Raw genomic sequence first — 17806 nt, 5'->3', positions numbered from 1 at the left:
GTTTTAAAGTGTTTGATAACTAATAATAAGAGATAGAAAGGAGGGGCGAAAGAGTAAGGATTGACTACTGATTCGCCCCTTTTTATGGGAAGAACAATGACCATTGCAACCATTGATATCGGAGGGACTGGGATTAAGTTTGCCAGTCTGACTCCTGATGGAAAAATACTAGATAAGACAAGTACTCCGACGCCAGAAAACTTGGAGGATTTACTGACTTGGCTAGACCAACGTCTGTCGGAGAAAGATTATAAGGGCATTGCCATGAGCGTTCCAGGCGCGGTCAATCAAGAAACAGGTGTGATTGAGGGAATCAGTGCCGTACCTTACATCCATGGCTTTTCTTGGTATGAAGCTCTTGCTCATCATCAACTCCCTGTCCATCTAGAAAATGATGCCAACTGTGTTGGACTTAGTGAACTGCTGGCTCATCCAGAGATTGAAAATGCAGCCTGTGTCGTGATTGGGACTGGAATCGGTGGTGCCATGATTATCAATGGCAAGCTTCACCGAGGTCGCCACGGCTTGGGGGGAGAGTTTGGCTACATGACAACCCTTGCCCCTGCTGAAAAACTCAACAACTGGTCGCAACTAGCGTCAACTGGAAATATGGTGCGATACGTGATTGAAAAGTCTGGTCAGACTGACTGGGACGGACGCAAGATTTACCAAGAGGCCGCAGCTGGCAATGCTCTTTGTCAAGAAGCGATTGAGCGCATGAACCGTAATCTGGCGCAAGGCTTGCTCAATATCCAGTATCTGATCGACCCAGATGTCATTAGCCTAGGTGGCTCCATCAGCCAAAACCCTGATTTTATCCAAGGTGTCAAGAAGGCTGTCGGTAACTTTGTCGAGACCTACGAAGAATACACGGTCGCACCAGTTATCCAAGCCTGCACCTATCATGCAGAAGCCAATCTCTACGGTGCCCTTGTCAACTGGCTACAGGAGGAAAATCAGTGGTAAGATTTACAGGACTTAGTCCCAAGCAAACGCAAGCTATTGAAGCATTAAAAAATCACATTTCTCTGCCAGATGTAGAGGTAGCTGTCGCTCAGTCTGACCAAGCCTCTATCTCTATCAAGGGTGAAGGTGGACACTATCAACTAACCTATCGAAAACCTCACCAACTCTACCGCGCCTTGTCCTTGTTGGCAACAGCTCTAGCAGAAGGTGATAAGGTAGACCTTGAAGAACAAGCTGCTTATGAAGATTTGGCCTACATGGCAGACTGTTCTCGAAATGCGGTGCTGAATGTGGCTTCTGCCAAACAGATGATTGAGGTCTTGGCTCTCATGGGTTATTCAACCTTTGAGCTCTACATGGAAGATACTTATCAGATTGAGGGGCAACCTTACTTTGGTTATTTCCGTGGTGCCTACTCGGCTGAGGAGTTGCAGGAAATAGAAGCCTACGCCCAGCAGTTTGACATGACCTTTGTGCCTTGCATCCAGACCTTGGCCCACTTGTCAGCCTTCGTCAAATGGGGTGTCAAAGAAGTGCAAGAACTCCGTGATGTAGAGGACATTCTCCTTATCGGTGAAGAAAAGGTGTATGACCTGATTGATGGCATGTTTGCCACTCTGTCTAAACTGCAGACACGCAAGGTCAATATTGGGATGGACGAAGCCCACTTGGTTGGTTTGGGGCGCTACCTCATTTTGAACGGTGTTGTGGACCGTAGTCTCCTCATGTGTCAACACTTGGAGCGCGTGCTGGATATTGCCGATAAGTATGGTTTCCACTGCCAAATGTGGAGTGACATGTTCTTCAAACTCATGTCAGCAGATGGCCAGTACGACCGTGATGTGGAAATTCCTGAGGAAACTCGTGTTTACCTAGACCGTCTCAAAGATCGTGTAACCTTGGTTTACTGGGATTATTACCAAGATAGCGAAGAAAAGTACAATCGTAATTTCCGCAATCACCACAAGATTAGCCAAGATATAGCCTTTGCAGGTGGTGCTTGGAAGTGGATTGGTTTTACCCCACACAACCATTTCAGCCGTCTAGTGGCTATCGAGGCCAATAAAGCCTGTCGTGCTAATCAGATCAAAGAGGTCATCGTAACTGGTTGGGGGGACAATGGTGGGGAAACTGCCCAGTTTTCTATCCTACCCAGCTTGCAAATCTGGGCAGAACTCAGCTACCGCAATAACCTCGACCGTTTGTCTGCTCACTTCAAGACCAATACAGGTCTATCGGTTGAGGACTTTATGCAGATTGACCTAGCTAACCTCTTACCAGACTTGCCAGGCAATCTCAGCGGGATCAATCCCAACCGCTATGTCTTTTATCAGGATGTTCTCTGTCCGATTCTTGACCGGCACGTGACACCTGAACAGGACAAACCGCACTTTGCTCAGGCCGCTGAAACGCTTGCTGTTATCAAAGAAAAAGCTGGAAACTACTCTTACCTCTTTGAAACTCAGGCCCAGTTGAACCAGATTTTAAGCAGTAAAGTGGATGTGGGACGACGCATTCGTGAAGCTTATAAAGCCGGTGACAAAGTCAGCTTACAGCAAATCGCCAGACAAGAATTACCAAAACTCAGAAGCGAGATTGAACATTTCCATGCCCTCTTTAGCCATCAATGGTTGAAGGAAAACAAGGTCTTTGGCTTGGACACAGTTGATATCCGTATGGGAGGACTCTTGCAACGCATCAAGCGAGCAGAAAGTCGCATCGAGGCTTATCTAGCTGGTCAGCTTGACCGCATCGACGAGTTAGAAGTGGAAATCTTACCATTTACTGACTTCTACGCAGACAAGGGATTTACAGCCACAACAGCCAACCAGTGGCACACTATTGCGACAGCTTCGACGATTTATACGACTTAAAGGTCTTTTTTCCGAGTCAGAATGTTTCTCGTGAAACCTATTTCTTATAAAAAACTTCTCCACAAAAAATAATTTGTGGAGTTTTTTCTATAATTAGTAGTTTAACCTAGCCTTCAAATAGGAGTATACTAATAATGTAATCGTTATCAAACCTAAAAATTCGATGAAATCAGTTTTTAGGAATAAAAAGGGAGGAAATTATGAAAAAGTTTTCAAAGACCTTGAGAGATAACTGGATCTTTCTCTTGATGGTTTTACCAGGGGCACTCTGGTTGATTCTATTCTTTTACATTCCAGTATTTGGGAATGTGGTCGCCTTTAAAGACTACCATATGACCAGTAATGGTTTCATAGATAGTATTGTGAATAGTAAATGGGTCGGGTTAGATAATTTCAGATTCTTGTTCAGTTCAAAAGATGCCTTTATCATCACTCGTAATACCGTTCTTTACAATCTCGGCTTTATCTTTATCGGTTTGATTGTATCAGTAGGGATTGCCATCATCCTCAGCGAGCTTCGCTCTAAAAGAATGGTTAAGATTTTCCAAACGTCTATGTTGTTCCCTTACTTCCTGTCATGGGTTATCATCAGTTTCTTTACAGATGCCTTCCTAAACATTGACAAAGGGGTCTTCAACCATTTCCTAACATCCATTGGCATGAAGGAAGTCAACTTCTACGCTGACTTAGGCATTTGGCCATACCTTCTCCTTTTCCTAGGTATTTGGAAAGGCTTTGGATATAGCAGTGTCATGTACTATGCGACAATCATGGGAATTGACCCAACCTACTACGAAGCAGCAACAGTGGACGGGGCGAGCAAGTGGCAACGTATTCGCAACGTAACCATTCCTCAGTTGACTCCGCTTGTAACAGTCTTGACCATCCTTGCAGTCGGAAATATCTTCCGTGCAGACTTTGGTCTCTTCTATCAAATTCCACACAATGCTGGTCAGCTTTACAATGTAACCAACGTTTTGGACGTATATGTCTTTAATGGTTTGACTCAGACAGCAGATATCGGTATGGCTTCAGCAGCCGGTCTTTACCAATCCGTTGTCGGTTTGATTCTGGTTATCCTATCAAACTTGCTTGCAAGACGAGTCGATCCAAACTCAGCTTTGTTCTAGAAAGGAGGAGAATATGGCAGAAAAGAAAATTAAAAAAGAAAAAATCGATAATGTCGGCATTCACTCCTTCAGTAAGAAAGCAGATATCTTCTTTAGTATCATCTCTGGTTTGATCGCTCTTTCTTGTATCTTGCCCTTTATCTTCGTTATCATCATTTCGGTGACAGACGAAAAGAGCATCCTCCAGTATGGATATAGCTTTTTCCCTTCGAAATTTGGTGTAGATGGATTCCAGTTCCTAGCTCAGTTTAAAGATAAGATCCTCCAAGCGCTCTTTATCTCAGTTTTTGTAACTGTAGTCGGAACAGTGACCAACGTCTTCATTACAACCACTTATGCCTATGCCATCTCACGGACAACCTTTAAGTACCGCAGATTCTTTACGATTTTCGCTCTTCTTAGTATGTTGTTCAATGCTGGTTTGGTACCAGGCTATATCGTGGTCACTCGCCTGCTTCAACTGGGTGATACCGTTTGGGCCTTGATTGTTCCAATGCTCCTCTCACCATTCAACATCATCTTGATGCGTTCCTTCTTCAAGAAGACCATTCCAGAAGCTATTCTCGAATCTGCTCGTATCGATGGTGCTAGTGAAGCTCGGATCTTCTTCCAGATCTGTTTGCCATTGTCACTTCCAGGTATCGCAACCATCACGCTTTTGACAGCTCTTGGTTTCTGGAACGACTGGTTCAACGCCCTTCTTTACATCAAGAGTGATAACTTGTATCCATTGCAATATTTGCTCATGCAAATCCAACAAAATATGGACTACATCGCAAAAGCAGTCGGCCTATCTGGTCAACTGGGAGTCGCTCTACCGAAAGAAACAGGTCGTATGGCCATGGTTGTTGTTGCAACCCTTCCAATCGCGATTCTGTATCCATTCTTCCAACGCTACTTTGTTAAAGGTTTGACAATCGGTGGTGTGAAAGAATAGCACTTACTGAGAAACACCGTTTCTCCCTTCCCAACTTCATCTTAGTGACTGAAGTTACAAATTATTAAATCGTTTATAAGTTTAAAAATAAAAAAAGGAGTTTTTATCATGAAAAACTGGAAAAAATATGCTTTTGCATCTGCTAGCGTAGTCGCTTTGGCTGCAAGTCTTGCTGCTTGTGGAAACCTTACAGGTAACAACAAAAAAGCTGCAGATACTACTTCAGGTGAAAAACCTGTAATCAAAATGTACCAAATCGGTGACAAACCAGATAACTTGGATGAATTGCTAGAAAATGCAAACAAAATCATCGAAGAAAAAGTCGGTGCTAAATTGGATATCCAATACCTTGGATGGGGTGACTATGATAAGAAAATGTCTGTTATCACATCATCTGGTGAAAACTATGATATCGCATTTGCATCTAACTATGTCGTAAATGCTCAAAAAGGTGCTTATGCTGACTTGACTGAATTGTATAAAAAAGAAGGAGCAGAGCTTTACAAAGCACTTGACCCAGCTTACATCAAAGGGAACACTGTAAACGGTAAGATCTATGCAGTACCAGTTGCAGCTAACGTTGCATCATCTCAAAACTTTGCCTTCAACGGAACTCTTCTTGCTAAATACGGTATCGATATTTCAGGTGTCACTTCATACGAAACACTTGAGCCAGTCTTGAAACAAATCAAAGAAAAAGCTCCAGATGTAGTACCATTTGCGGTTACGAAGAACTTTATTCCATCTGATAACTTTGACTACCCAGTACCAAACGGACTTCCATTTGTTATTGACCTTGAAGGAGACACTACTAAGATCGTAAACCGTTACGAAGTGCCTCGTTTCAAAGAACATTTGAAGACTCTTCACAAATTCTATGAAGCTGGATACATTCCAAAAGACGTAGCAACAAGCGACACTTCATTTGACCTTCAACAAGATACTTGGTTCGTTCGTGAAGAAACAGTAGGACCAGCTGACTACGGTAACAGCTTGCTCTCACGTGTTGCTAACAAAGACATCCAAATCAAACCAATCACTAACTTTATCAAGAAAAACCAAACAACACAAGTTGCCAACTTTGTTATCTCAAACAACTCTAAGAACAAAGAAAAATCAATGGAAGTGTTGAACCTCTTGAACACGAACCCTGAACTCTTGAACGGTCTTGTTTACGGTCCAGAAGGCAAGAACTGGGAAAAAATTGAAGGTAAAGAAAACCGTGTACGCGTCCTTGATGGCTACAAAGGAAATACTCACATGGGTGGATGGAACACTGGTAACAACTGGATTCTTTACATCAACGAAAACGTTACAGACCAACAAATCGAAGATTCTAAGAAACAATTGGCAGAAGCTAAAGAATCTCCAGCACTTGGATTCATCTTTAACACTGACAATGTGAAATCTGAAATCTCAGCAATTTCTAACACAATGCAACAATTCGATACAGCTATCAACACTGGTACTGTAGACCCAGATAAAGCTATTCCAGAATTGATGGAAAAATTGAAATCTGAAGGTGCCTACGAAAAAGTATTGAACGAAATGCAAAAACAATACGACGAATTCTTGAAAAACAAAAAATCATAAAATCGATTGATTTCGTGTATTCATTCCTAATTCCTAAAAATGTGATCACTGCCTTCCTTAGTTTTCTAGGGGAGGTAGTGATTTTTAGGATGTAAACATGAAAAGAGTGGTTCTGAGGGTTTATACGATGTGATACACATACATCTATAGGGGATTTATTATGAAAAAATATCGCCTTCTTTTCAAAATGAGTGCTGTCTTCTCTTACCTATTTTTCGTATTTGGCCTTTCTCAGCTGACGCTTATTGTCCAAAACTATTGGCAATTTTCTTCCCAGATTGGCAATTTCTTCTGGATTCAAAATATCTTGAGTTTGCTATTTAGCGGAGTCATGATTTGGATTCTGGTTAAGACAGGGCACGGCTATCTTTTTCGCATTCCAAGAAAAAAATGGCTTTGGTATTCGATTTTAACAGTATTAGTGGTAGTGCTCCAGATCTCTTTTAACGTTCAGACAGCTAAACATGTCCAGTCAACTGCTGAAGGTTGGGCTGTATTGATTGGTTATAGTGGGACTAACTTTGCAGAGCTAGGTATCTATATAGCCCTGTTCTTTCTGATTCCACTGATGGAAGAGTTAGTCTATAGAGGATTACTGCAACACGCCTTTTTTAAAGATTCGAGATTTGCTCTTGATTTGCTTCTTCCGTCCATTTTATTTGCTCTCCCTCATTTTTCAAACTTTCCTAGTCTGTTAGATATCTTCGTCTTTGCAACAGTTGGAATCATCTTTGCTGGTTTGACCCGCTATACCAAGAGCATTTATCCATCCTATGCGGTGCATGTGATTAATAATATTGTAGCGACCCTACCATTTTTGCTGACTTTTTTACATAGGGTGTGGTAAAATACTAGCACAAGAGTAAGAATTATAGTTTATCAAGTATTTCAGGAGGAAAATAAGAATGACACCATTAAAATGGTTTGCAGGAGGAAGTGAACGGCGTTGTGAAGCTATGACCATCATAGATTATCTATTGGAAGATATAAAGGCTGCGCCTCAACTTACTCCCTTGAAAAATCAGTTAGTGATTTATCAAAAACGATTAGAGGATGATGGAACCTCTACTCCATTTATTCTGAGCCAAATGAACGTCGACATCTCACGTGTGTTGATTGATAATAAGTTGATTTTGTCAGAAAATCAATCCGAGCAAATAAAAAAGTTGAGAGAATTATCTGCTATTCGCTATGGCTGCTAATGAAATGTAGGAATGAGCCTCCCTCTACAATTTCCGGTCAAATAAATTGCATTCGTTTTCCCAAGTGGGTATACTAGTATAGTTGAATGAAAAATTCTGAAAATTTAAGAATAGAAAAGAGAACAAATCTTATGGCAAAAGATATTCGTGTCTTACTTTACTACCTCTATACTCCAATTGAAAATGCAGAGCAATTTGCAGCAGATCACTTGGCTTTCTGTAAATCAATCGGCCTTAAAGGTCGTATCCTAGTCGCTGACGAGGGAATCAACGGAACCGTTTCAGGTGACTACGAAACAACTCAAAAATACATGGACTACGTTCACAGCCTCCCAGGAATGGAAGACCTCTGGTTCAAGATTGACGAAGAAAATGAACAAGCCTTCAAGAAGATGTTTGTTCGCTACAAGAAAGAAATTGTTCACCTTGGTTTGGAAGACAACGACTTTGACAACGACATCAACCCACTTGAGACAACAGGTGCATACTTGTCTCCAAAAGAGTTTAAAGAAGCCCTTCTTGACGAAGATACCGTTGTCCTTGACACACGTAACGATTATGAGTACGACCTAGGACATTTCCGTGGGGCTATCCGTCCAGACATCCGCAACTTCCGTGAGTTGCCACAATGGGTTCGTGATAATAAAGAAAAATTCATGGACAAGCGTGTCGTAGTTTACTGTACAGGTGGGGTTCGCTGTGAGAAATTCTCAGGCTGGATGGTGCGTGAAGGCTACAAAGATGTTGGCCAATTGCACGGAGGAATCGCAACTTATGGTAAAGACCCAGAAGTTCAAGGTGAGCTTTGGGATGGGAAAATGTATGTCTTTGACGAGCGTATCGCAGTTGATGTCAACCATGTTAACCCAACCATCGTAGGGAAAGACTGGTTTGATGGAACACCATGTGAACGCTATGTCAATTGTGGCAATCCCTTCTGTAACCGTCGTATCCTGACATCAGAAGAAAATGAAGATAAGTACCTTCGTGGATGCTCACACGAGTGCCGTGTTCACCCACGCAACCGCTATGTTGCTGAAAATGAATTGACACAAGCAGAAGTGGTGGAGCGCTTAGCTGCTATCGGTGAAAGCTTGGATCAAGTCGCTACAGTATAAAGCAAACAGCCTTTAGGGGCTGTTTTTCTATGCTTTTTATCTAAAAATCTAAAATTTGTTTCTGTATCTTTCAGGAAAATAGGGTATACTATGTGTAAACGATTTCAAAGGAGGCAAGTTATGGCGAAAACATTTTTTATCCCAAATAAAGAAAGCATTCTAGGACAACAGGAGGTCTTGACTGCCAAGTCCATCTTGGCCTTGGTGGAGGGTTTGGAGTCACACAGTTATGATGCGGTCTATCTCCGTCAGCCCCTCAATCGTCTCGAGTATATCGAGTGTGGGATTGTAGGCCAGTCGCAATTTCTCTTCAAAGTGAACTATGCGGATAGCCGAAAAGGCTATCAAGTGGAGATTCCAGACTTCCTTACCAGAGCGGACTGGGAGATTGTAGAAGCTCTCCTCCAAGCCCTATCAAGCAAGTTGGGGCAAGTGGTAGAAGGGCTAGAAGGGTTTGAGTTTGAAGCTTATTTCCGACAAATAGTTCAGAATTATCTAGCTGACAAAGCGGCTCGTCTAGTATACTGCCAAGGGATCTTGTCCCCTATCTATCTCAATAAGGAATACCTCGAGAGTTTTTTGGCTGAGGATGGATTGGCACATTTTGAAGAGTTGGTCAAGAAGGTTCAAGGCTCTGATGCCTACCTTGCCAGTATGAAATTCTACCCAGATGCCCAAGGCAAGGTACACGGTATCTACCACCTAGCCCAGGGAGTCAAGACGATTTTACCTAAGGAACCCTTTGTACCAGCACCCTATACCGAGCAGCTAGCAGGCAAGGAGCTTGTTTGGGAGATTGACCTAGTGACGATTTCTGGTGATGGGTCCAAAGCCAAAGACTATGAAGCCATCGCTCGCTTGGACTATGCAAGATTTCTAGAGTCACTACCAACAACATTTTACCACCAACTAGATGCCAATCAACTAGAAGTACAAGCCATCCTAGGACAAGACTTTGAAGAATTGGCAAGCATCGAGTAGACCTTGTCCAAAAAAGAGTAAGAATAAAAATCCCTGTCATTAACAAATGGCAGGGATTTTGGTTAAAAGAAGGTCAGGATGCGAAGGTAGTCCACTGTTAGCGCCAACTCTGCAATGAAGAAGGGTAAGAGAATAGCAGCATCAAGTAAGACAGCTAGTAAGAAACGATAAAATGGGTCAAGGCTACTGGTCTTACTTGGCTTGCTAATCACAAAGAGATTTCCAAGGGCAAAGATGGTCATGCTTAGAAGAGTGAGGATGCCAGCAAATCGTAAGCCACCAAAAAGTGCAAAGAAACTTGCTAGAGCTGTTAGGACAAGTGGTATAGCAAAGAGCCGGCTGTAACGATCGCAAGCTTCTTGGAATGTGAAGTCGCTCTCCTGGTCCAGCACACGTCGGACAGTAAAGCCTCCCAAAATGATAGAAAAGTAAAATAGAGCGCTAGCGACCAAGATAGAAAGCCCAGCAAAGAGATCTAAAGGAGGGAGCTGGTTAGGTAAACTATTGGCAATAGAGGCCATATAGCCGTAGTAGAGGTGCTTGATATGATAGATACTAAAGAAAAGGCTAATCGAGGATAGTAAAGTGAGCAGGCCAAAGACACTGTAACGATGCTTTTGGTCCGTATTCTTGCTGGCAGTTGGTTCTTGGATAGCGTCCAGCAACCAAGTCCAAAATAGTGCGATTTCTTCTTTGAACCGGGCAGTTTTACGAGGGTCAATGTCTGGGATATAGGGACTATCTAAAGCCTTGCTGAGGTTACTTTTCTCTTTTGCAGGGTTTTCTTGCTTGTGCTCCTCTTCAGCTTTCCCTTCTCCCTCTTCCTCGGTTTGGGCTTCTTCTATCGTTTCGGGAGCTTCCTCCTCATGCGTTTCCGACTCTTTAGGTGAGATAGGAGTTTCTTGGCTTACTTGTAGTTCGGTCTCCACAGTTTCTGAAGTCTCAGGCTCGTTGGGCTGGATTTCTGATTTTGTCTGAGGTGATTTCTTCTCAAGATCGGCACTTTCAAACCATTCTTGTGTCATGGTGGAACCTCCTTTTTTATGGTCGTTTTCTATTTTTAGATTAGCAGATGAAAGCGTTTTTGTCAATGGTTTCTAGATGGAGAAGAGTACTCTTCTTTAGGTAGGTAGATATCCTGGTTGGCTTTTGCAATGAGCAGGTCCTTGACATCTGCTTTGTCTGTCTTGTATGGGTTGGCAAGTTCATTCTCTTTTTGTCCACGATGTTCTTCTTTGGGTTTATGATAGATACCACCATGCTGAGAAGAAAGATCTAGATTGATACGGTCAGTCTCTTTCTGGGAGAGAATGAGGTTTAGAGTGGAATGGGCCTCTAGCTCAACCTTGCCGTGGGCCTTGATATTCTCAGCATAGATGTGTTCCCTTTCCGTCTTGACCTGGCTATCTGTCAATTCGGTATCAAAGATATTGATGATATGAGGTGTCGTTAGTGTACTATTCTTGATAGAGCTTTCTGTTATTCTTAAGAGATAGCCTTTTGCTTTGATTGTTGCATTTTCAAGATTGGCTTGACGAATATTGGTTTGTCCACGATTGGCTGAGACGGTGATAGCTTGCAGCTTTCTTCCTTTAGGGAGGGAGAGAACGACTTCGTCAAAACGATTAGAATAGTTGCTGGCGATACGAAGTAGGCCTTCGATTCCTGAACCGAGAAAGCGATGTTGGGAGGCTTGTTTGTCAGTGACGCTTAGTGTTTTGTCACTCATGCCAGTAGTCAGATCGTGACGACCAGACACGGAAGGATGATAGGTGATGTGAATCTTGTCATCTACAGACTCTGTGATGGTTAGGCTATGTTCCTCAAGGGTCAAATCAAGCTTTTCCACTTCACTTCCAAAGGTCACTTCTTCGATACGATTGTCATAGACGGGGTCTTTTGACATGGCAAGCAAACTTTGAATACCATTGGACTGCGCACCTACAATGATCATGATAAAACCGAGGATTGTAGAAACCACACCAAAAATGAGAAATCCTTTTGTCAATTTACGCATGTCTATCACCTCTCTTTCCTTTTTTAAGAATCCATTGTGCTAAGCGGACGATTAGGAGGCCAAAGAAACGAGCTACATAGGAGATACCTAGTAGAACAAGAGAAGAAGCACCGATAGAAAGCAAACCAGCCCCAAAAATCAAGATAAAGGCAGATTTGGCTTCGACTAGGACACTAAAGCTCTCTATGATAAAGAGTCCACCTAGCAGGATACCCGTTACAGAGACGGTAAAAAAGGCTAAAATGACGGAGACGGCTGCGATAATAATACCGATGATGGCCATGAGGATGCCGATCCCGACCGGAATTCCGATAGGAGCTACTAGCAGGGCCAGGAGGGCAATGTGTAGCAGTTGACGGTCATTCTTTTGAGCAGGGGCTTCATTGACTTTTTTATCGAGAAGATCAGAGAGGACATCATGAGCCGCTTCTTTTGGTGTTCCTAGACTGGCAATGAGTTCCTCTTCGCCCTCTGAACCTGCATCGTCAAATAGTTCCTTAAAGTAGTCCATAGCTTCGATGCGGTCAGCTTCAGGCAGTTTATTGAGATAGGTTTCTAACTGAGTCAGATAGTCAGTTCTTGTCATGGCGGATACTCCCTTCTATGATGCCGTTGACGGTGTCGGTATAGAGCGTCCACTCTTCCTTTAGAGTAACGAGCTGCTCTACGCCCCGATTGGTCAAGGAGTAGTATTTGCGCATACGCCCCTGAAACTCTCTAGAGTAGGTGGTCAGAAAGCCACTGGCTTCCAATTTTTTGAGAATGGGATAGAGCGTAGATTCTTTGATATTGGCGATGAGCTTAATGGTTTGACTAATCTCATAACCATAAGAATCCCCCTGCTCCAGTACAGCCAAGATGAGAAACTCGATCAAGGCAGAGGATGTTGGGAAGTACATGGGAAACCTCCTTTATATTATATAAAAATTTTATATATACTCTTTTCAAATATATTGTATCTCAATATGAAAGCCCTGTCAAGAAATATGTGTAAAAATTTTACATATAAAAAACTCCTAGTAAAAACTAGAAGTTTAGAGGATTTTATCAGCCCGATCCACCATAAAGAGTGAGACGGTCATGATGCTATCGATGACTAGAAGGGCAAGGACAGCTGGAATCCAAGATTGGAAAAGTTCAAAACTGTAACCAAACAAGGCGGGTCCAAAAGCAGCTAAGATGTAGCCTCCTGTTTGCGCTAGTCCTGATAGCTGAGCGGTCTTTTCAGGAGAACTGGTTTTAAGCGAGAAGCAAACCATGAGGTAGGGGAAGAGGGCACTGCAGGCCGTTCCAATCAAGAGATGGACGACTAACCAGTAGAGGAAATTATTGGCTGGATACAAGAGCATGGCAATTCCCATCATACCAGCGATAGAGATAATTGCCAGCATGATTCGACGGTGACTATCTGATAGACGAGTCGTCAGACTTGGAACAGTCATCGAAAAAGGAATGCTGATCAGTGAGAAGATAGAAGCCAGAAGAGCCGCATCACTATTAGAAATACCAGCACTAACAGCCATAGTTGGCAACCAGGTCATACTTGTATAAAAGAGCAAGGACTGAAGCCCGCCAAAGATAATGATAGCCCAGACATCTTTACTTTTTAGAATATTCTCTTTGACTTGCTTTTCTTTTTGGCTTTCTAGGTGGTGGTTGTGGCGATGATTTGGCAACCAGACTAGCAGAGTGACCAGACAGAGAAAGCTGAGAACGAGGATAAGTCCCTTCCAAGAACTAGCTTGGGTGATAGGGACCGAAAGATAAGAAGCGATGGCTGTCGAAATTCCCATGGCAGTGACATAGAGAGTTGTTAGGAAGCTAATCTTTTGAGGCTGATTTGCCTGAATCATACTTGGGAGAAGAACATTGAAAATAGCAATGCTCGCTCCCACAATTAGTGTCCCTAGATAGAGAAGGGGAAGATTGAAAATCCGAATGACAGAGCCAACAGTTAAGATTAGGAGACAGTATGTAAAGAGATGTTCCAACCCGATTTTTTGTGCCAAGCGGCTTGCAAAAGCAGAGAAAAGAGCAAACATCAAGAGAGGGAGACTGGTTAAAATCCCAAGAGAGCTAACCTCCACTCCTAGTCCCTGAGCAATATCTCCTAAAATAGTTGGAAGAGCAGTAAAAGGAGATCGTAAAACAGTCCCGATTAAGACAATTCCTAGAACAAAAAAGAGTGATTGTTTTTTCATAAAAACCTCGATAAGATGATTTTAATAACAGCTTATTTTAAGGTTTTTTCCTTATAATGTCAAGTAATGACAGCCAAGACAGTTCAATCAATGGAAGTGAAAATAAAGTGAAAAGAGACAGATTTCTTTACTAGAATTTTCCTTGATTTGATATAAAAATAGGAAACTAGGGAATTTTGTGATAAAATAGTGGAAGGAAATCTATACATTGGAGAAAAACTGTGCCTGAAAAGCAAAAAATCAGCGTCTTGATGTCGGTCTATGTAAAGGAAAATCCGACGTTTTTAAAAGATGCTATTAAAAGTGTTCAAAACCAGACCTTGAAACCGAGTGAACTTGTTCTCGTAGAGGATGGACCTCTCACACCAGAACTCTATCAGGTGCTAGATGAAGTGGAAGCTCAGTCAGACATTCCAGTTAAACGGTGCCCCTTAGAAGAAAATCAAGGTTTAGGCTTGGCTCTTCGATACGGTGTTTTACAGTGCCAGTATGACATTATTGCCCGCATGGATACGGATGATTTAGCCGTTCCGGATCGTTTTGAGAAACAGCTTCAGCTAATGGAGAAAGAAGATCTCGATCTCTTAGGCGGGCATATCGCAGAGTTCATTGACAATCCAGATGAGATTGTTTCTTATCGTCGTGTTCCAACTCAGCATGCAGACATTGTGGCTTATCAGAGAATGAGAAGCGCCTTTAACCATATGACAGTTATGTTTAAAAAGGGCATGGTCCTCAAGGCAGGCAACTATGAAGATGGCCTTTACATGGAGGATGACCTCCTTTGGCTCAATATGATTGCTGCAGGTGCCAAGACTGGGAACCTAGATCAAATCTTGTGTAAGGTTCGTGTCGGTGCAGGGATGTTTGAGCGTCGAGGTGGCTTACGTTACCTTAAACTCTATCGTCAAGCTCGCCAACGGATGCTTGAGCGAGGGCAAATTTCTTACATGGAATATGCTAAAAGTGTAGCCATTCAGGCAATTGTTGCACTTTGTCCAGGCTTTGTACGTCAGTTTATCTTCGTCAAACTTTTAAGAAAGAGAAAGTAAGCCCCGATAGACTGAATGATTCAGGTTATCATAACAACAGTATCATCTGACTCTTTTAAGGGGGAGTAAATTCCTATGAATAAAAAACTAACAGATTATGTGATTGATCTGGTTGAAATTTTAAATAAACAGCAAAAACAAGTGTTTTGGGGGATATTCGATATTCTGAGTATGGTGGTTTCTATCATCGTATCTTATATCTTGTTTTATGGCCTTATAAATCCTGCGCCTGTGGATTACGTGATCTACACTCTTTTAGCCTTCCTCCTCTATCAAATCATGATTGCGTTTTGGGGGCTAAATGCTAGTATTAGTCGTTATAGCAAGATTACGGATTTCATGAAAATCTTTTTCGGAGTGATGCTCAGCAGTGTTCTTTCTTATGGAATCTGCTATGCCTTCCTTCCATTGTTTTCTATCCGTTTCATCGTGCTCTTCATTTTGTTGAGTACCTTCCTCATCTTGCTTCCTCGTATCACTTGGCAGTTGATTTATTCCAAACGTAAAAAAGGTAGTGGAGATGGGGAGCATCGTCGTACCTTCTTGATCGGTGCTGGTGATGGTGGTGCCCTCTTTATGAACAGCTACCAACATCCAACTAGCGACCTTGAGCTAGTGGGGATATTGGATAATGATGAAAAGAAAAAGGGACAAAAACTAGGTGGAATCCCAGTTCTGGGCTCTTATGATAATCTACCTGAATTAGCTAAACGTCACCAAATCGAGCGTGTCATCGTAGCGATCCCTTCGCTTGACCCATCAGAGTACGAACGCATCTTGCAGATGTGTAATAAGCTAGGCGTCAAATGTTACAAGATGCCTAAGGTTGAGACAGTCGTTCAAGGACTCCATCAACCAGGCAGTGGTTTCCAGAAAATTGATATCACAGACCTTTTGGGCCGTCAGGAAATTCGTCTCGACGAATCGCGTCTGGGTACTGAGATTACAGGCAAGACCATCCTGGTGACAGGAGCCGGTGGTTCGATTGGTTCGGAGATTTGTCGTCAGGTTAGCCGCTTCAATCCCGAACGTATCGTCTTACTTGGACATGGTGAAAACTCAATCTATCTCGTTTATCATGAATTGATCCGTACATTCCAAGGGATTGATTATGTTCCTGTTATTGCAGATATTCAGGACTATGACCGTCTCTTGCAGGTGTTTGAGCAGTACAAACCAGCCATTGTTTATCATGCTGCAGCCCACAAACACGTTCCGATGATGGAGCGCAATCCAAAAGAAGCCTTCAAGAACAATATCCTCGGTACCTACAATGTTGCCAAGGCTGTTGATGAGGCCAAAGTACCTAAGATGGTCATGATTTCGACTGACAAGGCAGTCAATCCACCAAATGTTATGGGTGCGACTAAGCGCGTGGCAGAATTGATTGTCACTGGCTTTAACCAACGTAGTAAATCAACCTACTGTGCAGTCCGTTTTGGGAATGTTCTGGGTAGTCGTGGTAGTGTGATTCCTGTCTTTGAACGTCAGATTGCTGAAGGCGGTCCTGTAACGGTGACAGACTTCCGTATGACACGTTACTTTATGACCATTCCAGAGGCCAGTCGTCTGGTAATCCATGCTGGCGCTTATGCCAAGGACGGAGAAGTCTTTATCCTCGATATGGGTAAACCAGTTAAGATCTATGACTTGGCTAAGAAAATGGTCCTTCTAAGCGGGCACACAGAAAGTGAAATTCCAATCGTTGAGGTCGGTATCCGCCCAGGTGAAAAACTCTATGAGGAACTCTTGGTTTCGACCGAATTGGTTGATAACCAAGTTATGGACAAGATTTTCGTTGGTAAGGTAAACGTCATGCCGCTAGAAGCCATCGATCAAAAGATTGAAGAGTTCCGTTCACTCAGCGGAGATGAGCTCAAAGAAGCCATCATTTCCTTTGCAAATGAGACAACCCATGCTGAGTAAGAGTGTCTATCTACTTTCATAATGAAACAGCTATCGCCAGTTTTCTGAGGAAATCAGAAAGCTGGTTTTTAGAATAGCAAACTAGAGATGTATCTACCTACCACATGAAAATTTCCCTCATTAAAGAAATTCGTAGCAGTTGGTAGATGTATAGATATGCGACAGTGTGATAAAGCGTTTTCTAATTCGAGAAAAATTATAGAATAGTAACTGTTGAGATCGATAGAAATCTTTGCATACTTCATTGGCTCGATATCCCGATAGACCTTGTAAATTATGATAAAATATGGTAAACTATACAAATAAAAATAAAGGAGATTATTGTATGTTTAATGCTTATAAGAACTTTTGGAAGGGTTATGTTAACTTTACTGGTCGTTCGACTCGTTCGGAGTACTGGTGGATCTATTTTACAAACTTATTAATCTGTCTTCCTGCTTATACGAAATATCATGCTGCAGTGTCAACTCGTCCATATAACATGGAGGCAATCCGTAGTTTACAAGCTATGAGCGGTTTTTACTTCTTTTTAGCGGCTATTCTCATGTTGCCTTCTATCGCCGTGACTGTTCGTCGCTTACGGGATGCTGGTTTCCACTGGGCCTTTATCTTCATTGCTTTGGTTCCTATCGTTGGGCCGATTGCGCTTATTGTGATGCTTGCTTGGCCAAGTAAGAAGGATGAAGATACAGATACTGAAGAACAGGATCAAATTACTGCTTAAGCAAGGAGTTGATTCCTTCTGATAGTAACAACATATAAAAAATACTCCTCAACCTAGTTCACTAGTGTTAGGAGTATTTTTGTAT

General features: G+C 42.4%; 17 protein-coding genes. 12 read left to right on the top strand and 5 right to left on the bottom strand.

The window, feature by feature from the left end:
- Positions 1 to 96: 96 nt before the first annotated feature.
- From HMPREF2853_RS01815 to HMPREF2853_RS01775, 9 genes are all read left to right on the top strand, one after another.
- Entirely contained in the window at positions 97 to 966 is an 870-nt protein-coding gene (locus tag HMPREF2853_RS01815; RefSeq protein ID WP_002880939.1) for an ROK family protein, read from the top strand.
- A complete protein-coding gene (locus tag HMPREF2853_RS01810) occupies positions 960 to 2840 on the top strand; it encodes a beta-N-acetylhexosaminidase (RefSeq protein ID WP_000251383.1) in 1881 nt (626 codons plus the stop codon). Before HMPREF2853_RS01815 ends, HMPREF2853_RS01810 begins: the two co-directional genes overlap by 7 nt.
- Positions 2841 to 3040: 200 nt before the next feature.
- On the top strand, positions 3041 to 3970 hold the full coding sequence (locus tag HMPREF2853_RS01805; RefSeq protein ID WP_000714584.1) for an ABC transporter permease: 930 nt from the start codon (positions 3041 to 3043) through the stop codon (positions 3968 to 3970).
- Positions 3971 to 3983: 13 nt separating this feature from the next.
- Positions 3984 to 4907, top strand: a complete 924-nt coding sequence (locus HMPREF2853_RS01800) for a carbohydrate ABC transporter permease (protein ID WP_000818344.1) — start codon at positions 3984 to 3986, stop codon at positions 4905 to 4907.
- A gap of 108 nt (positions 4908 to 5015) precedes the next feature.
- Complete coding sequence (locus tag HMPREF2853_RS01795) at positions 5016 to 6500, top strand: ABC transporter substrate-binding protein (protein ID WP_000800429.1); 1485 nt, start codon at positions 5016 to 5018, stop codon at positions 6498 to 6500.
- 160 nt (positions 6501 to 6660) lie between these two features.
- On the top strand, positions 6661 to 7347 hold the full coding sequence (locus HMPREF2853_RS01790; protein WP_000760781.1) for a CPBP family intramembrane glutamic endopeptidase: 687 nt from the start codon (positions 6661 to 6663) through the stop codon (positions 7345 to 7347).
- A 58-nt stretch (positions 7348 to 7405) separates the two neighbouring features.
- Positions 7406 to 7702 carry a bacteriocin immunity protein gene (locus HMPREF2853_RS01785; RefSeq protein ID WP_000188108.1) on the top strand — a complete coding sequence of 99 codons (297 nt, stop codon included), beginning with the start codon at positions 7406 to 7408 and terminating at the stop codon, positions 7700 to 7702.
- A gap of 131 nt (positions 7703 to 7833) precedes the next feature.
- The gene (locus HMPREF2853_RS01780) at positions 7834 to 8820 is read left to right on the top strand and encodes an oxygen-dependent tRNA uridine(34) hydroxylase TrhO (protein ID WP_001030010.1); all 987 of its coding nucleotides are present in this window, start codon (positions 7834 to 7836) and stop codon (positions 8818 to 8820) included.
- A gap of 120 nt (positions 8821 to 8940) precedes the next feature.
- Positions 8941 to 9801: a DUF4299 family protein gene (locus tag HMPREF2853_RS01775; protein ID WP_001140323.1), complete on the top strand. Its 861-nt coding sequence runs from the start codon at positions 8941 to 8943 to the stop codon at positions 9799 to 9801.
- A gap of 62 nt (positions 9802 to 9863) precedes the next feature.
- On the opposite strand, the gene HMPREF2853_RS01770 is transcribed toward HMPREF2853_RS01775, so the two are convergent.
- From HMPREF2853_RS01770 to HMPREF2853_RS01750, 5 genes are all read right to left on the bottom strand, one after another.
- Positions 9864 to 10826 (bottom strand): DUF6574 domain-containing protein, encoded by a 963-nt coding sequence (locus tag HMPREF2853_RS01770; RefSeq protein ID WP_000191328.1) that lies wholly within the window; start codon positions 10824 to 10826, stop codon positions 9864 to 9866.
- A gap of 62 nt (positions 10827 to 10888) precedes the next feature.
- A complete protein-coding gene (locus tag HMPREF2853_RS01765) occupies positions 10889 to 11818 on the bottom strand; it encodes a DUF4097 family beta strand repeat-containing protein (protein ID WP_001229044.1) in 930 nt (309 codons plus the stop codon).
- Positions 11811 to 12404 carry a DUF1700 domain-containing protein gene (locus tag HMPREF2853_RS01760; RefSeq protein ID WP_000198659.1) on the bottom strand — a complete coding sequence of 198 codons (594 nt, stop codon included), beginning with the start codon at positions 12402 to 12404 and terminating at the stop codon, positions 11811 to 11813. Before HMPREF2853_RS01760 ends, HMPREF2853_RS01765 begins: the two co-directional genes overlap by 8 nt.
- Positions 12391 to 12717: a PadR family transcriptional regulator gene (locus HMPREF2853_RS01755; protein WP_000273860.1), complete on the bottom strand. Its 327-nt coding sequence runs from the start codon at positions 12715 to 12717 to the stop codon at positions 12391 to 12393. Before HMPREF2853_RS01755 ends, HMPREF2853_RS01760 begins: the two co-directional genes overlap by 14 nt.
- Before the next feature lie 135 nt (positions 12718 to 12852).
- Positions 12853 to 14019 (bottom strand): CynX/NimT family MFS transporter, encoded by a 1167-nt coding sequence (locus tag HMPREF2853_RS01750; protein WP_070534651.1) that lies wholly within the window; start codon positions 14017 to 14019, stop codon positions 12853 to 12855.
- Positions 14020 to 14240: 221 nt separating this feature from the next.
- Here HMPREF2853_RS01750 and HMPREF2853_RS01745 point away from each other — a divergent pair, with 221 nt between their 5' ends.
- From HMPREF2853_RS01745 to HMPREF2853_RS01735, 3 genes are all read left to right on the top strand, one after another.
- Positions 14241 to 15071, top strand: coding sequence for a glycosyltransferase (locus tag HMPREF2853_RS01745; RefSeq protein WP_065371498.1), 831 nt, complete (start codon positions 14241 to 14243; stop codon positions 15069 to 15071).
- Positions 15072 to 15146: 75 nt separating this feature from the next.
- Positions 15147 to 16997: a nucleoside-diphosphate sugar epimerase/dehydratase gene (locus HMPREF2853_RS01740; protein ID WP_001035723.1), complete on the top strand. Its 1851-nt coding sequence runs from the start codon at positions 15147 to 15149 to the stop codon at positions 16995 to 16997.
- 325 nt (positions 16998 to 17322) lie between these two features.
- The gene (locus HMPREF2853_RS01735) at positions 17323 to 17721 is read left to right on the top strand and encodes a DUF805 domain-containing protein (RefSeq protein ID WP_000481289.1); all 399 of its coding nucleotides are present in this window, start codon (positions 17323 to 17325) and stop codon (positions 17719 to 17721) included.
- Positions 17722 to 17806: the final 85 nt, after the last annotated feature.

The organism is Streptococcus sp. HMSC077F03, from assembly GCF_001812375.1.
GTDB lineage: Bacteria > Bacillota > Bacilli > Lactobacillales > Streptococcaceae > Streptococcus > Streptococcus oralis_S.
Note: the sequence above shows the minus strand (reverse complement) of the source record. Positions and strands in the feature narration are given on the sequence as shown.

Excerpts from the sequence above, each read along its gene's own strand:
- HMPREF2853_RS01780 (WP_001030010.1), top strand. The coding sequence starts at position 7,834 with ATGGCAAAAGATATTCGTGTCTTACTTTACTACCTCTATACTCCAATT.
- HMPREF2853_RS01795 (WP_000800429.1), top strand. The coding sequence starts at position 5,016 with ATGAAAAACTGGAAAAAATATGCTTTTGCATCTGCTAGCGTAGTCGCT.
- HMPREF2853_RS01770 (WP_000191328.1), bottom strand. The coding sequence starts at position 10,826 with ATGACACAAGAATGGTTTGAAAGTGCCGATCTTGAGAAGAAATCACCT.
- HMPREF2853_RS01740 (WP_001035723.1), top strand. The coding sequence starts at position 15,147 with ATGAATAAAAAACTAACAGATTATGTGATTGATCTGGTTGAAATTTTA.
- HMPREF2853_RS01815 (WP_002880939.1), top strand. The coding sequence starts at position 97 with ATGACCATTGCAACCATTGATATCGGAGGGACTGGGATTAAGTTTGCC.
- HMPREF2853_RS01805 (WP_000714584.1), top strand. The coding sequence starts at position 3,041 with ATGAAAAAGTTTTCAAAGACCTTGAGAGATAACTGGATCTTTCTCTTG.
- HMPREF2853_RS01800 (WP_000818344.1), top strand. The coding sequence starts at position 3,984 with ATGGCAGAAAAGAAAATTAAAAAAGAAAAAATCGATAATGTCGGCATT.
- HMPREF2853_RS01785 (WP_000188108.1), top strand. The coding sequence starts at position 7,406 with ATGACACCATTAAAATGGTTTGCAGGAGGAAGTGAACGGCGTTGTGAA.
- HMPREF2853_RS01750 (WP_070534651.1), bottom strand. The coding sequence starts at position 14,019 with ATGAAAAAACAATCACTCTTTTTTGTTCTAGGAATTGTCTTAATCGGG.
- HMPREF2853_RS01790 (WP_000760781.1), top strand. The coding sequence starts at position 6,661 with ATGAAAAAATATCGCCTTCTTTTCAAAATGAGTGCTGTCTTCTCTTAC.
- HMPREF2853_RS01765 (WP_001229044.1), bottom strand. The coding sequence starts at position 11,818 with ATGCGTAAATTGACAAAAGGATTTCTCATTTTTGGTGTGGTTTCTACA.
- HMPREF2853_RS01775 (WP_001140323.1), top strand. The coding sequence starts at position 8,941 with ATGGCGAAAACATTTTTTATCCCAAATAAAGAAAGCATTCTAGGACAA.
- HMPREF2853_RS01755 (WP_000273860.1), bottom strand. The coding sequence starts at position 12,717 with ATGTACTTCCCAACATCCTCTGCCTTGATCGAGTTTCTCATCTTGGCT.
- HMPREF2853_RS01760 (WP_000198659.1), bottom strand. The coding sequence starts at position 12,404 with ATGACAAGAACTGACTATCTGACTCAGTTAGAAACCTATCTCAATAAA.
- HMPREF2853_RS01735 (WP_000481289.1), top strand. The coding sequence starts at position 17,323 with ATGTTTAATGCTTATAAGAACTTTTGGAAGGGTTATGTTAACTTTACT.